The sequence below is a fragment of the Serratia sp. CY38905 genome (genome assembly GCF_052168875.1).
Lineage (GTDB): Bacteria > Pseudomonadota > Gammaproteobacteria > Enterobacterales > Enterobacteriaceae > Serratia > Serratia sarumanii.
On record NZ_JBJNLV010000005.1, the window covers coordinates 77,073 to 90,699 of the forward strand.

Consider the following 13,627-nt stretch of genomic DNA (forward strand, 5'->3'; position numbering starts at 1 on the left):
GAGAGCATCATGGTGAAAGTAGGCATTAACGGCTTCGGCAGGATCGGGCGCAACGTGCTGCGCGCGGCGCTGGGGCGCAGCGATTTTGAAGTGGTGGCGATCAACGATCTGACGGACAGCAAGACGCTGGCGCATCTGCTGAAATACGACACGCTTTCCGGCACGCTGGCGGCCAGGGTGGAAGCTGGCGACAACCAGCTGCTGCTGGACGGCCGGCCGATTCAGGTGTTTTCGCAGCGCGATCCCGCCGAGATCCCGTGGAGCAGCGTGGGCGTGGACGTGGTGATCGAAGCGACGGGCTTCTTTACCGAGAAAGCCAAGGCGGAAGTGCACATCACGCACGGCGGCGCCAAGCGGGTGATTATCTCGGCGCCGGCCAAGAACGACGACATCACCATCGTCATGGGGGTTAACGACCAGCTCTACGATCCGGCGCTGCATAAAGTGGTCAGCAACGGCAGCTGCACCACCAACGGGCTGGCACCCGCCGCGCAGCTGCTGCATCAGGCGTTCGGCATCGAATACGGGCTGATGAACACCACCCACGCCTATACCAACAGCCAGGCGCTGCACGATCAGCCGGAAAAAGATCTGCGCGGCGCGCGGGCGGCGGCAGAGTCGATCGTGCCTTACTCCAGCGGCGCGGCCAAAGCGCTCGGCAAGGTGATCCCGGATCTCGACGGCCGCCTGACCGGTTACTCGCTGCGGGTGCCGGTGCCGGTCGTCTCGATCGTCGATCTGACGGTGACGCTGAAACGCCCGGCGACGGTGGAGGAAATCAACGCCGCTTTCCGCGCGGCGGCGGCATCCGGCCCGCTGAAAGGAATTTTGGGCTACAGCGATGAACCACTGGTGTCGAGCGACTACCGGGGCGACGCGCGCTCATCGATTATCGATGGTTTGTCTACGCTGGTCATCGGCGGCAACCTGGTGAAAGTGCTCGCCTGGTATGACAATGAGTGGGGGTTCTCCAATCGGTTGGTCGATCTGGCGCTGCTGATGGAAAAACGCGGGCTGTAAATGCCCCATAGCAAAAAGCCCGCTTAAGTTTCCTTAAGCGGGCTTCTCTAAATATGGCTCCTCTGACTGGACTCGAACCAGTGACATACGGATTAACAGTCCGCCGTTCTACCGACTGAACTACAGAGGAATCGTGTGAACGGGGCGCATGATATCCAGCGGCCCCGGGTGTGTCAACGCTAAATTGCCTTGAGTGGTGCGACTGCTCGGTATCTGAGCAATGTGTCCGTCAATCAGCCCATTGCGCATCGTTTTCCGCCTGGCCGCGCAGCAGGCGCGCCAGCGGATCCTGGCGGTAGAAGCGGCAAAAGTGCTGATACAGCGCCGGAAAGCGTTCTGCCAGCAGCTCGGGGGCGCTGAAAAAATACTCCGACAGCACGGCGAAGCACTCGGCCGCATCGGTGGCGGCGTAGGCATCCATGCTGGCGGCCTCTTCGCCGACCATGTCGATTTCATCCTGCAGGCTTTCCATCGCGGCGTGCAGATCGTGCTCCCAAGCAGCCACTTCGCGCAGCGGGATCGGCGGCACGCCGGTAGCGACGCCGCCGTTGCGCATATCCAGCTTGTGCACCGCTTCGTGGATCACCAGATTGAAACCGGAGAGATCGAAAGAGTCCTGCACGTCTTGCCAATTGAGCACGATCGGCCCCTGTTCCCAGCTCTGGCCGGACTGCACCACCGGCCCCGAGTGCACCAGGCCGATTTCGTCCTGCCATTCGTCTTCCACCACGAACGGGGTGGGGTAGAGCAGGATTTCGTTGAAGCCGTCGAGGCACTCCGCGCCGAGCTCCAGCACCGGCAGGGCGAACAGCAGGGCGATGCGCGCCTGCATTTGTGAGGTGAGCTGCAGCCCCTGCAGCGGCACGATGCGCTTTTGCTGCAAGATTTGCCCGGCGACGGCCACCAGCCGCTGCCGCTCCTGCTCATTCAGCGGCGACAGCAGCGGGATCGCCAGCGCGTCCTGCCACTGGGCCTCGATGTCTGCCTGGGATTGAGAGGGTTGAGTCGCTTTCCACGGCCATTTAATCATCAGGTTGCTCGTAAACTCATCACTTGAACGTTCAGCGGTATGCTAATGCTGTAAAAATGCCGCAAAAGCGGGCATGATAGCAAGCGTTGTCAGGAGAGATGCCGGAGCGGCTGAACGGACCAGTCTCGAAAACTGGAGTAGGGGCAACTCTACCGGGGGTTCAAATCCCCCTCTCTCCGCCACTATTCAATCACTTACGAATAAATCTTTCAACGATCCCCATCACAGTAAAACCACCGTTCTTATCGGCTGTCGTTCTTATTTTCCTGTCCCGACCCTTTGCCGACGTTATCAAACTGTCTTTTCGTCTTACCGTTTGTCATGTTGTGAACGATAGGGCGGGTTTGACGCCGCCCGTTGCCGATGGGATTGACTCACTCTGTAAACCCGATGCGCCTTGATATTTCTCGTGCGAGATTACTTGTCCGGCAGCGCATAGGCGATAATGTAGTCGCCGCGCGTCGGTGATTGGCGTGCGCCCCCCGCATTGATGACAATGTACTGTTTGCCGGTTTTCGGCGAAAGGTAAGTCATCGGGCCGGATTGGCTCCCGACCGGCAAGCGCGATTTCCAAATCTCTTTACCGTTGGCGGTATCAAAGGCGCGTAAATAGAAGTCCTGCGTGCCGGCGAAAAACAGAAGACCCGACTGCGTCGTCAGCGGCGCGCCCAGCGTTGGCATGCCGATAGGGATCGGCATATGCATGCTGATGCCGAGCGGCCCGGTATCCTCGACTGTCCCGACAGGGACCTGCCACACCAATTTGCCGGTAGTCAGGTCCACGGCGGACATCGTGCCGAACGGCGGTTTCTGGCAGGGGATCCCCAGCGGGGAGAGGAACCGTTCTCGCAGGGCCCCGAACGGGGTGCCCTCCATCGGGACTATCCCCATTTCAATACCGCTGGCGTTGGTCGGCACCTTATCCCTCGGCACCAGATAATGCGCCAATCCCAGACGCATGTCGTTAACGAACATCAGGTTATTGTGGGGATCCACGGCGACGCTGCCCCAGTTCATTCCTCCCAGGGAGCCTGGGTATTGCAGGGCGCGGTCTTCACCCGGCGGGGTGAAAATGCCTTGATAGCGCATTTCTTTAAACTGAATGCGGCATAACAGCAGGTCAATCGGCGTTGCGCCCCACATATCCGACTCTTTCAGTTGTTCATTGCCAATCATCGGCATCCCCACTGAGTACGGCTGGGTGGGGGAATAGCGTTCACCCTTGATAGCTCCCGTTGGCACCGGGCGTTCTTCAACTTGCGCGACGGGCTCGCCGGTCACGCGATTGAGCATGAAAATCATGCCTTGCTTGCTGGTTTGTACCAGAACCGGCGTAATGCCGCCTTTGCCGTCGGGCAAATCGAACAACAGCGGCTGTGAGGGCAGATCGAAGTCCCACAAATCGTGGTGGGTCGTCTGATAGTGCCAGCGAACTTTGCCGGTAGCGGCGTCTATGGCGACGACGGCGGAGCTGTATTTATCGTCCAGCGCGCTGCGAGTGCCGCCGAAAAAGTCTGGCGTCGCGTTGCCTGTGGGTAAATAGATGAGGTTCAACCGCTTGTCATAGGACATGGCTGACCAGACATTCGGCGTGCCGCGAGTATAGGTTTGCCCCTCCGGCGGCAGGCCGCTCAGTTCAGGGTTGCCCGGATCCCAGGCCCACACGAGGTTGCCGGAGTGAACATCATAAGCTCGAACAACGCCGGGAGGCTCATCGGTGGAAAAGTTGTCCGCTACGCGTCCCCCCACGACGACGATTTCTCCGGCCACCAGCGGCGTGGAGGTTTGTTGATAATAGCCCGGTTTGATTTCGCCCATGCCGCTGCCGAGATCGACGGTACCGCGATCGCCAAAGGCGTCGCACAATTTCCCCGTGTCGGCATCAAGGGCGATGAGTCTGGCGTCAATTGTGGGCAGGAACAAACGACGTGAACAGATCGCGGGTGGGCGACTCGAGCCTGTTGCTGCAGGAGCGGCGTGATCCTCGTAGTAACCCAGGCCCCGGCAGCGCTGCCAGTTCGGCGAGGCGGCTTGCGGATCGAAACGCCATTTTTCTTTCCCGCTATCCACATCTAAAGCCAGCACTTTACTGTACGGGGTGCAGACATACAGCGTGTCGCCGACCTGCAAAGGCGTATTCTGATCTTCCGCGCCCGAGCCTTTGCTCACGGGAAGATCGCCGGTATGGGCAGTCCAGGCCACCTGCAAGCGGGAAACGTTCTGCTTGTTTATTTGATCAAGTGCGGCGAAGCGATCGCCGTACGGGGTATTTCCCCAGTGCTCCCAATTCTTTTGTTGCTCGCCGGCGGCTACTGGAAATACGGGGATGGTTTTCGTCGCGCTGACCAGCGGTTGGGATCTGAACATCCACCCGAAGCTGACCCCCAGCCCGATGGCCAGGATCGCCGCTAAGCCGAAAGCCGGGCCTTTTTTGGCCGAATGACCGGGCATCAATGGCCAGGCGATAGCGCAAAGAAACGCTAAAACGCCGAGGGTGAAAAGGCGCGAGAACAGCGGCCAGTAATGCCAGCCGGCATCGGCGACGGCCCAAAACAGGGAGGCGACGAAGGCGATCGCGTACAGGATAATGCCGCTGCGACGGCGCCGGGCAATCAGTACGGCGGCGATAATCATCGCCAGACCCATCGCCACGAAATAAAACGTTCCGCCGACGAAGGCCAATCTGGCGCCGAGAAGGCAGATTGCCAGGCCGATAATGAACATCAATCCGGCAAGAAACCACAGGAGGTATTTCTTCCCGTCCCGCGTCCTGTGCGCTTTTTGCATATGAGCTCCTTAGTGATTTTTCTCTGAGGCGGTTAAAAAGGGGAATGAGGTGGCGTTGCGCCTTCCGGCTCAGGCGTCGCGCGCTTGCAGCCGGAAGGCGTCTGTACCGAAGAAAGGAAGGGAGGGAATGTCATTCCCGCTATCCTGTCGCGCTGTTCAAACAGGGGCTACTCCGCGCGTTCAGCGCATGTCATTTGAACGTGCGTCAAGGTAAGCCTTATACCCATGCCCTGCCGCTTGGCGAACTTGATGGCGCCCTTTGGCGACGATCATCGCCACCGTCAATAGCGCCGGCAGCGCCAGCACGGTGAAAATGGTGCTTAAGCTCCAACCGAGCGCCAGCATTTCAGCGCCGGCCAGCGCGCTCAATATGGCGCCCAAACGACCGATGCCGTGCATCCAGCTGGAGCCGGTAGCCCGGGCTTCGGTGGGATAAAAACTGGCCGACAGGGCGTTCATGCCGGTGTTGGCTCCTCCGATGCAGAATCCGATCGCCATCGCGCAGCCTCCCATCAGGACGGGGTAGCCCATCGCCGGCCCCATAAGCAGGGTGAACAGCGCCCCCATCCCATAAATGGACGCCAAAGCGCGATGCGGTTCGGATCTGTCCATCAGCCAGCCGGAAAACAGTGAGCCCAGCGTGCCGCCCGCCTGAAACAGGGCGGTGATGATCGCCGCTTGCGTGACGTTGAAGCCGCCGTCTTTAATCAGCAACGGCAGCCAACTGCCCAACGTATAGAACAGAAACAGCGCGGAAAAATACGATCCCCACAGCATTAAACTGCCGAAACGGTACTGCGAGCTCACCACTAATTTGATGGGGTGCGCGCAGGCCTGGTTTGGCGGGGGCAATATGATGGTGCTGTGCCGAAGATCGAGGTCGGGCGCCAGTTTCGCCAAAATCCGCTGAATTCCGTCGTTTTTCGCCCGTTTCTCCACCAGGAAACACACCGATTCGGGTAACGCCGCCATCAGCACGGGCGCGAACAGCAGGGGCAAGATCCCGCCGAGCAGCAGCACGGAATGCCAGCCGAAGCGTGGCATCAGCCAGGAGGCGGCGAATCCGCCCAAGGCGGCGCCAAAGGTGAAGCCGCAGAAGACCACGGTAATCAAGAAAGCGCGGCGCCGGGCAGGCGCGAATTCCGCCACCAGGGTGCCGACATTCGGCATGGCGGCGCCCAGCCCCAAGCCGGTGAGCAGGCGAAATAACATCATCTGCTCCATATTTTGAGAAAACGCCGTCACCAGCGTCCAAACGCCAAAAAAGAATACGCTGTTGATGATGACCACTTTGCGGCCGAACCTGTCTGACAATGGCCCGGAAAGCATCGCGCCCAGCGACAGGCCAATCAGCGCCGCGCTGATCACCAGCCCCAGCTCGCGATTAGTGATTTGCCAATCGGCCTTAAGCTCTGGCGCAATAAATCCCATGATAACGATATCGAATCCATCCAGAGCAATGATGCAAAAGCCGAGCAGCACGACCATCTTTTGCCATTTCCCTAAGGGGCGGCTGTCGATCAGCGCCCGAACATTGATTGCGTTGTTTCCCGACATGGGGGGCTCCCGGTGCAGTAGTTGAGTGTCATCACTATAAGCAGCCGTTGGTGGGGCAATAAATGTCGATTATCGAAATAATGTGCGTTTATCGGACGATGAGGTGAGAGGGAAGTGAGGGTGGAATGTTAACCTTATGTTATGAAAAGGGATTGCCGTGGGAATGGCTGAGCCGGAAGCGGTTGAGAGTGTGAGCGCGATCATTAACCTTTTCAGTAAGATGAAAGAATGAGCGGGCCTTGATGGCCCGCACGGTTAACGCATGGCGGTGAGCCGAACCGGGGCGTTGGCGGCCCCGAAGCCGCGGTAGCCGCCCCGACGTTCCAATAACTCGAAGAAGAAGCGCCCTTTCTCGTAGGCGACGGTATAGACGTGCAGTAATTCTCCACCTTGCTCGTCTCGATCGTAGAGCACATTGAACGCTTGCAGCTGCGAAAGGAAAACGGGATCAAGATCGAAACGCGCTCTGAGGTCTTGATAGTAGTTATCGGGGATGCGCAGCGTTTTTAATCCACGCTGCTGAGCCGCTTTCACGACGCTGAACAAATCATTACAGCCAAAGGCGACATGCTGTAATCCCGCGCCCTGATAGGTGGTTAATGCCTGGGCAATTTGGGTTTCCCGGCTCACCGACATATTCAGCGGCAGCCGGATGGCGTCGTTGGGGCTGCGCAACACGCGGCTGCGCACCAAACCCAACGGATCGGGCAGTTCCCACTCGTTGTCCTGCACAAAACCCGGCACGCTGCGCAGGAACATGATCCAGTTGCCGCAAGATTCGTCCGTCAGCGCTATCGCGAGGTGATCGATGCTCTGCAGTGCAGGCGGCGGCGCGCTGCGATGCGTCAGATGAAAATCGGTGTGATAAATATCGTTCTTGGGATCTTCGTCCGCCTCGACCAGATAAATCAGGCTGCCGTCCGGTGCGCACAGGGCGGGAATTTGCCGCTCGTTGGGGCCGGTTTCTCCTTGCCAGAGGGCGTAACCGTAGTCTTGCGCCCGTTGCAGTAAACGCGCTACGCCGCGAACCCGCCACGCCACGGCGCAAAGAGAAATGCCGTGCAAGTGATAATAGCCGCTGGCCTGACTTTCCGGTTGGGCATTCAGAATGACATTCACTTTGCCGTTGCGATAGAGGGCGACGCTTTTGGAGCGGTGTTCGCCGGCGTGAACCAATCCCAACTGCGTCAGCCATTGGCCCATCGCCAGCCCATCGCTGTGCGAGACGGCAAATTCGATAAACTCCAGCGCCAGCAAGGGGGGATGCGCTTCTGAATGAAATAATGAATGTTCTATGAGCGAGGCCATGGCGTTGGGCAGCAGAGGCTGTTTGGCCAGCCAGTCATAGGTTTGTTCCTCCAGCCACAACAACGATCGGAAACCGTCCTGAGCCGTGGGAAGCACCGGCGAGGCGCGGAAACCATCGTTAAATATCTCCAGCGACCAGGCGCCGCGATAGCCATGCGCGGAAAGTTGAGTCATGAACTGAGCCAGGTTCAGCTCCCCTTGGCCGGGGAAACAGCGGAAATGGCGGCTCCAGGCGAGCACGTCCATCTTCAGCAGCGGGGCGTCCGCCAGTTGTACAAACACAATTTTTTCGGGCGGGACTTCATCAAGGCCGTCAAGATTATCGCCGCGCGACAGGATATGAAAACTATCGAGAATGATCCCCAGCGCCGGATGGTCTACGGCCTTAACCCGCGCCCAGGCGTCGCGCCACAGGTTCACGTGACGCCCCCATGCCAGCGCTTCATAACCGACAGTAATATCATACTCGGCGGCCAACTCCGCCAACGCGCGCAAATCGCTCACTTGCGTGGCCATGTCTTCGCTGCTGTCGGGCGAGACATTACTGCAGAGCAGCATGCGCGAGCAGCCCAATTGCTGCATGACGTCGAACTTGCGCGCTGCGCGTGAAAGGTTCTGCGCCAGGCTTTCGCGCGAGCCGCCTTCGAAGTCCCGAAACGGCTGGAACAGCAAAATTTCCAGGCCCAGTTCGGCGCACAGATCACGGATTTGCGCCGGTGAACCGGGGTAATAGACCAGATCGTTATCGAAAATTTCGACGCCATCAAAGCCTGCGGCGGCGATAGCCCGCAGTTTTTCCGGCAGCGAGCCCGATACCGAGACCGTCGCGATAGAACGTTTCATCATTGCCTCCAGTTAAGCGGTCATGGATGACCTGAAAGCGACCATTCAGTAGCGAGGCGGACCACCGACGGGAATTGAAACCTGTTATGGACCAAATGAAATGTTTCGTCAATTCAGAACATTTCATGACTTTTTGTTATATAAATCGATCGGTTTTCTCACTTTACTTTTACATATTGCGCTTCCTACACTCTGTCGACATGTACCCTCAAATAATAAGGATACCGGGATGAAAAGTGATTGGATGGCGCGAGAACTGGTGCATCGAGATTACAGCCATCACCCGCCTGCGCTGGCGCCGCTGTATAAAACCAGCGTGCTGCGATCGCCGCGCAATGCATTAATTTCATTGCAAAACTCGCTGTCTGAACTGACCGCACCCGTGTTCACGCCAACGGATATCGGCCCGATTGATCACGATCTGATTCTGAACTACGCCAAAGACGGCTTACCGATCGGCGAGCGGATCATCGTGCATGGATATGTGCGCGATGCCTTCGGGGCGCCGGTGCGCAACGCCCTGGTCGAGGTATGGCAGGCTAATGCGGGAGGGCGCTATCGTCACAAGAAGGATCAGTATCTGGCGCCTATCGATCCCAATTTTGGCGGCTGCGGCAGGATGCTGACCGACGACAACGGGTATTACTGTTTTCGCACCATCAAGCCGGGCCCGTACCCCTGGCGCAATCAGGTCAGCGACTGGCGTCCGGCGCATATTCACTTCTCGCTCTCCGGCGAGGCGTTCGCGCAGCGGTTGATCACGCAGATGTATTTCGAAGGCGATCCGTTGCTCGTTCGTTGCCCCATCTTGCAGTCGGTAGGCAGCGACGATGCGATGCGCACGCTGATTGCCGAGCTGGATATGCACGCCGCCGTGCCGCTGGACAGCCTGGCCTACCGCTTCGATCTGGTGCTGCGCGGCCATCGGGCCACGTGGTTTGAGAACCGTACACAGGGAGCCGCGTGATGAAAAAGTATTTGTCTGAAACGGCCTCGCAAACCGCCGGCCCTTATGTGCACATCGGTTTGGCGCCGCATGCCGCCGGTTTTGACATTTTTGAGCGTAATTTCACCCATGTGTTGACGCAACCGGAAACGCGCGGGGAACGCATCGTGGTGGAAGGGCATGTTTATGACGGTACCGGCACGCCGGTGCGAGACGCGCTGGTTGAAGTCTGGCAGGCCAACGCCGCCGGACGATATCAGCATCCCGCCGACGGCCAACGAGATAAACCCGACGACCCCGCTTTTCGCGGCTGGGGGCGAACCTGTTCGGATTTCACCAGCGGCCTGTGGCAATTTGAGACGATCAAACCGGGCAGAGTGATGGGGCGCGACGGCCGGCTGATGGCGCCTCATCTCAATTTATGGATCGTGGCCCGCGGCATCAACATCGGGTTGAACACGCGTCTTTACTTCGCCGACGAGCAGGCGGCGAACGCTGAAGATCCGGTGTTGAACCTCATTGAATGGGAGAAACGGCGCGGCACGTTATTGGCGCAAAGGCGGCAGCGCGGTGATCAGACGGTATACCATTTCGATATCTGGTTACAGGGCGAGAACGAGACCGTTTTTTTTGATATTTGACCTCCGTTCGCCCTGTGAATGAGCTTGCCGCGTCGGCGGCAAGTTAATACTATAAATCATGAACATGACTTCTCGCTTTAGCCAACGCATCCGCCTGCGTCATCTGCACGCCTTTGTCGCTACCGCGCAGCAGGGGACGCTGGTGCGCGCCGCACAGCAATTGGGCATCACGCAGCCCGCCCTCTCCAAAACGCTCAATGAACTGGAAAGCCTGGCCGGCGAGCGCCTGTTTTCGCGCAGCCGGCAGGGGGCAGAGCTGACCGCCGCCGGGGCGCGTTTCCTGCAGGATGCGGGGCGCGTTTTGGATGCGCTGAATGTGTTGGGGCGTACGGTCGCATCGGACAGCGAGGCGCTGCCGGCGCCGCTGCATATCGGGGCGCTGCCCACCACGCTGGTGAGTTTGGTCGCGCCGGTCGTGGTGGGGTTGCAGCAGCAATCGCCAGGTTGGCGCATGCAGGTTTCGACGCTGGCCAACGATGCGCTGATGATGGCGGTGAGATCCGGGCAATTAACCTTAGGGATAGGGCGTATGTCAGACCCCTCTCGCATGGAGGGGCTCAATTTCGAGCTGCTGTATCATGAAACGCTGCGGCTGGTGGTTTCCCCCCATCATCCGCTGCTGCATGCGGATGTCACGCTGGCGGAGGCCCTGAGTTGGCCATTGGTGCTCTCACCGCGTGGGACCGTACCGCGCCAGAATGCGGAGGCGCTCATTGTCAGCCACGGGCTGGCCGTGCCGGAAGGCTGTGTCGAGACCTTGTCGGTCACGCTGGCGCGCTGCCTGACGTTGCAGTATGGCTATGTTTGGCTGGTGCCTTACGGCGCGGTGCGCGACGATCTGTTCGGCAATCACCTGCGTGCGCTGCCGTTGCCTACTCAGGGAATGGCAGAACCGTTGGGCATCATTACCCGGCAAGAGGCGTTCACGCCCCCTGAGCAGCAGCGCCTGGTCGCAGCGCTGCGTCAGAGAGTACTGGATGTGCCGGTATAAACGGCTGTTCTATTCGACCGGCGGCTGCCCGGCATCGTGTTCGGCAAAGACGGATTGCGCCAAATGAAAGGCGGCGTTCGAGGCGGGCAGGCCGCAGTAAAGCGCCGCATGCATCAGGACTTCTTTGAGCTCTTCGCGCGTGACGCCGTTGTTGAAGGCGGCTCGTATATGCATTTTCAGTTCAGCTTCGCGATTCAGGGCGATCAACATCGCGATGGTGATCAGGCTGCGGGTATGGCGCGACAGACCCGGACGCGTCCACATTTCCCCCCAGGCGTAGCGAGTGATGAAATGTTGAAATTCCTCGTTGAACGGCGACAGCGCCGCGAGGGTATTATCGACATGCTCATCGCCCAATACGGCTCTGCGCACCGTCATGCCTTGCTGATAGCGTTGCCGCTGCGTGAGCTGTTCATCCAAAAAGGCCCGGAAAGTGCGATTGAATGCCCGCCAGGCCTCGACGCTGGAAAGGTGAGAGGCGGGCAAGATGACGCATTGAGCGCCGGGAATGCCAGCCACTAACGCTTTGGCATCATCGACGGTGGTTACCGCGTCGTCATGTCCGGCGATAATCAGCGTCGGCACGAGGATCCCTTCCAGTTCGGCGCGTAAATCGGCGTTTGCCAATGCTTCGCAGCAAGCGGCATAGCTGTTGGGATCGCAGGCCGTCAGCTGATTCAATAATGCTTGCACCCTGGCGGGGGCGGATTGGCAAAATGCCGGCGTGAACCAGCGTGATGCTGCGCCATCGCTGACGGCGGACATCCCCGACTGACGCACTTGCGCGGCGCGTTGTCGCCAATTCGCCGCCGTTCCAATTTTTGCTGCGCTATTGGCGATGGTCAACGTCAGCAAGCGTTCGGGATGAAAACGCGCCAGCCATAATCCCGTTAACCCTCCCATGGAGATACCGCAAAAATGGACGCGCTCAATCGCCAGAGCGTCCAGCAATGACAGCACCTGTCTGCCCAGCAGCGCCAGCGAACCGGGTTGTTCACCGGGCGGCGATGCGCCGTGGCCGGCAACGTCGTAGCGCAGAATGCGATAGTGGGAGATGAGCGCGTCGCGCTGCGGTTGCCACATTGCCAATGACGTCCCCAGCGAGTTGCTGAACAGAATGACCGGGGCGTTTTCGGGCCCTTCCAGGACATAATTCAACATCATTGCTCCTTTTCGGCCGATGCCAGAACTTGTTGAATGAAACGCTGTGCGCTGCCTGTGGCATTGGCCGGATCGAGCAACGTCTCCAGAGCTTCCCGGCTGAGTCGGGAAGAGACTTCCGCATCGGCGCACAGCAGGGTTAACAGGGATTGCTGCGTTGCCTGAGCCTGGCGGCAACATTGCGCGATATGCTGGTGCGCCTGCTGGCGGCCGAGAAGCGGGGCTAAGGCCAGGGAAACCGATTCAGCCATGATCTGCCCCTGCGTCAGCGCCAGATTGCGCCGCATCGCCGCTTCATGCACCTCCAGGCCGTTAACGAGGTCAAGGCTTTGCGCCATTGCCGCTCCGCTCAGCACCAGGAGCTGCGGCAGGCTTTGCCACTCGGCCTGCCAGCCTCCCAGCGCGCGTTCGTGCTCTTGCACCTGGCCGGCATACAATCCCGCCATCAGCGCAGGCAAGCGGTTAGCCGCGCTGAGGATGGCGGCGCAGAGTACCGGATTACGCTTATGCGGCATGGTGGAGGAGCCGCCGCGACCCGGGGCCGAAGGTTCGCTGATTTCAGCGACCTCGGTTTGCATCAACAGCGACATGTCACGCGCCAGCTTGCCGAGCGTGCCCGTGAGTCCGGCATACCAGCCGGCCAGTTCCAGCAACCGGTCGCGTTGGGTATGCCACGGCGTGGCGCTGCGCGGCAGCGCCAGCGCTTCCGCCAGCGCCTGCTCGACGCGTTCTCCCTGCTCGCCGAACGAGGCGAGCGTGCCGGCGGCACCGCCGAATTGCAGCGCCAGCACGCGTGGCCGCATCTCAGCCAGACGAACCCGAAAGCGCAGCAAGGCGTCCAGCGTGCCGGCCAGCTTCAGCCCCAGCGTCGTGGGTAACGCGTGTTGCAGCCAGGTGCGGCCGACCATTAACGTTGCGCTATGGCGCCGACATTGCGCCGTCAGCGCCGCAATCAGATGATTGAGCAGCGTGTCGGTTTGGTTGAGCGCGCTGCGCAGTTGCAGCACCAGCCCGCTGTCAATCGCATCCTGACTGGTTGCCCCCCAGTGAACGAAGCGCGCCGCGTCCGGCGAGCGTTGAGCCACCAGCGCCGTCAACTGTTTGACGAGCGGAATCGCTAAGTTGCCCGCCAATCCGGCGGACTGCGCCAGCGCGGCGGCGTCGAGTTTTTCCGCCCGGCAGTGGCTGCGTATGATTCGAGCCGACTCGTCATCGATAATCCCTGCAGATGCCAGGGCTTGCGCCAGGCCGGCTTCGAAATCGAGCATGCCCTGTAGCAGGGCCGTATCGCTGAAGCAGGGCGTTAATGGCGACGTCATAAACATTGCGCTATAGAGTGACAT

General features: G+C 59.6%; 10 protein-coding genes and 2 tRNA genes. 5 read left to right on the forward strand and 7 right to left on the reverse strand.

Annotated features, from left to right (window positions below):
• The first annotated feature begins 9 nt into the window (after nt 1–9).
• Complete coding sequence (gene gap, locus ACJ8MK_RS13325; protein ID WP_442517812.1) at nt 10–1,020, forward strand: type I glyceraldehyde-3-phosphate dehydrogenase; 1,011 nt, start codon at nt 10–12, stop codon at nt 1,018–1,020.
• 54 nt (nt 1,021–1,074) lie between these two features.
• Here the strand turns inward: gap and ACJ8MK_RS13330 are convergent.
• Nucleotides 1,075–1,150: transfer RNA gene (locus ACJ8MK_RS13330), tRNA-Asn, on the reverse strand.
• A 99-nt stretch (nt 1,151–1,249) separates the two neighbouring features.
• On the reverse strand, nt 1,250–2,050 hold the full coding sequence (mtfA, locus tag ACJ8MK_RS13335; protein ID WP_033635147.1) for a DgsA anti-repressor MtfA: 801 nt from the start codon (nt 2,048–2,050) through the stop codon (nt 1,250–1,252).
• A gap of 92 nt (nt 2,051–2,142) precedes the next feature.
• Here mtfA and ACJ8MK_RS13340 point away from each other — a divergent pair.
• Nucleotides 2,143–2,232: transfer RNA gene (locus ACJ8MK_RS13340), tRNA-Ser, on the forward strand.
• Between the two features lie 235 nt (nt 2,233–2,467).
• Here the strand turns inward: ACJ8MK_RS13340 and ACJ8MK_RS13345 are convergent.
• The 3 genes from ACJ8MK_RS13345 to ACJ8MK_RS13355 form a co-directional block, all read right to left on the reverse strand.
• Complete coding sequence (locus ACJ8MK_RS13345; RefSeq protein ID WP_334283047.1) at nt 2,468–4,837, reverse strand: glucose/quinate/shikimate family membrane-bound PQQ-dependent dehydrogenase; 2,370 nt, start codon at nt 4,835–4,837, stop codon at nt 2,468–2,470.
• Nucleotides 4,838–5,017: 180 nt separating this feature from the next.
• Complete coding sequence (locus tag ACJ8MK_RS13350; protein ID WP_033653547.1) at nt 5,018–6,394, reverse strand: MFS transporter; 1,377 nt, start codon at nt 6,392–6,394, stop codon at nt 5,018–5,020.
• A gap of 255 nt (nt 6,395–6,649) precedes the next feature.
• Entirely contained in the window at nt 6,650–8,545 is a 1,896-nt protein-coding gene (locus ACJ8MK_RS13355) for a bifunctional sugar phosphate isomerase/epimerase/4-hydroxyphenylpyruvate dioxygenase family protein (RefSeq protein WP_041035786.1), read from the reverse strand.
• 229 nt (nt 8,546–8,774) lie between these two features.
• On the opposite strand from ACJ8MK_RS13355, the gene pcaH reads away from it, so the two are divergent.
• Genes pcaH through ACJ8MK_RS13370 form a run of 3 tightly spaced genes read left to right on the forward strand, consistent with a single transcriptional unit; the run spans nt 8,775 to nt 11,123 of the window.
• Complete coding sequence (pcaH, locus tag ACJ8MK_RS13360; protein ID WP_033647894.1) at nt 8,775–9,512, forward strand: protocatechuate 3,4-dioxygenase subunit beta; 738 nt, start codon at nt 8,775–8,777, stop codon at nt 9,510–9,512.
• Nucleotides 9,512–10,132 (forward strand): protocatechuate 3,4-dioxygenase subunit alpha, encoded by a 621-nt coding sequence (gene pcaG / locus ACJ8MK_RS13365; RefSeq protein ID WP_033635143.1) that lies wholly within the window; start codon nt 9,512–9,514, stop codon nt 10,130–10,132. Before pcaH ends, pcaG begins: the two co-directional genes overlap by 1 nt.
• A gap of 58 nt (nt 10,133–10,190) precedes the next feature.
• On the forward strand, nt 10,191–11,123 hold the full coding sequence (locus ACJ8MK_RS13370) for a LysR substrate-binding domain-containing protein (protein ID WP_033635142.1): 933 nt from the start codon (nt 10,191–10,193) through the stop codon (nt 11,121–11,123).
• A gap of 9 nt (nt 11,124–11,132) precedes the next feature.
• Here the strand turns inward: ACJ8MK_RS13370 and pcaDC are convergent, their stop codons facing one another.
• Both pcaDC and ACJ8MK_RS13380 read right to left on the reverse strand, forming a co-directional pair.
• Nucleotides 11,133–12,287: a bifunctional 3-oxoadipate enol-lactonase/4-carboxymuconolactone decarboxylase PcaDC gene (gene pcaDC / locus ACJ8MK_RS13375; RefSeq protein WP_049234654.1), complete on the reverse strand. Its 1,155-nt coding sequence runs from the start codon at nt 12,285–12,287 to the stop codon at nt 11,133–11,135.
• A complete protein-coding gene (locus ACJ8MK_RS13380) occupies nt 12,284–13,627 on the reverse strand; it encodes a 3-carboxy-cis,cis-muconate cycloisomerase (RefSeq protein WP_049197314.1) in 1,344 nt (447 codons plus the stop codon). Before ACJ8MK_RS13380 ends, pcaDC begins: the two co-directional genes overlap by 4 nt.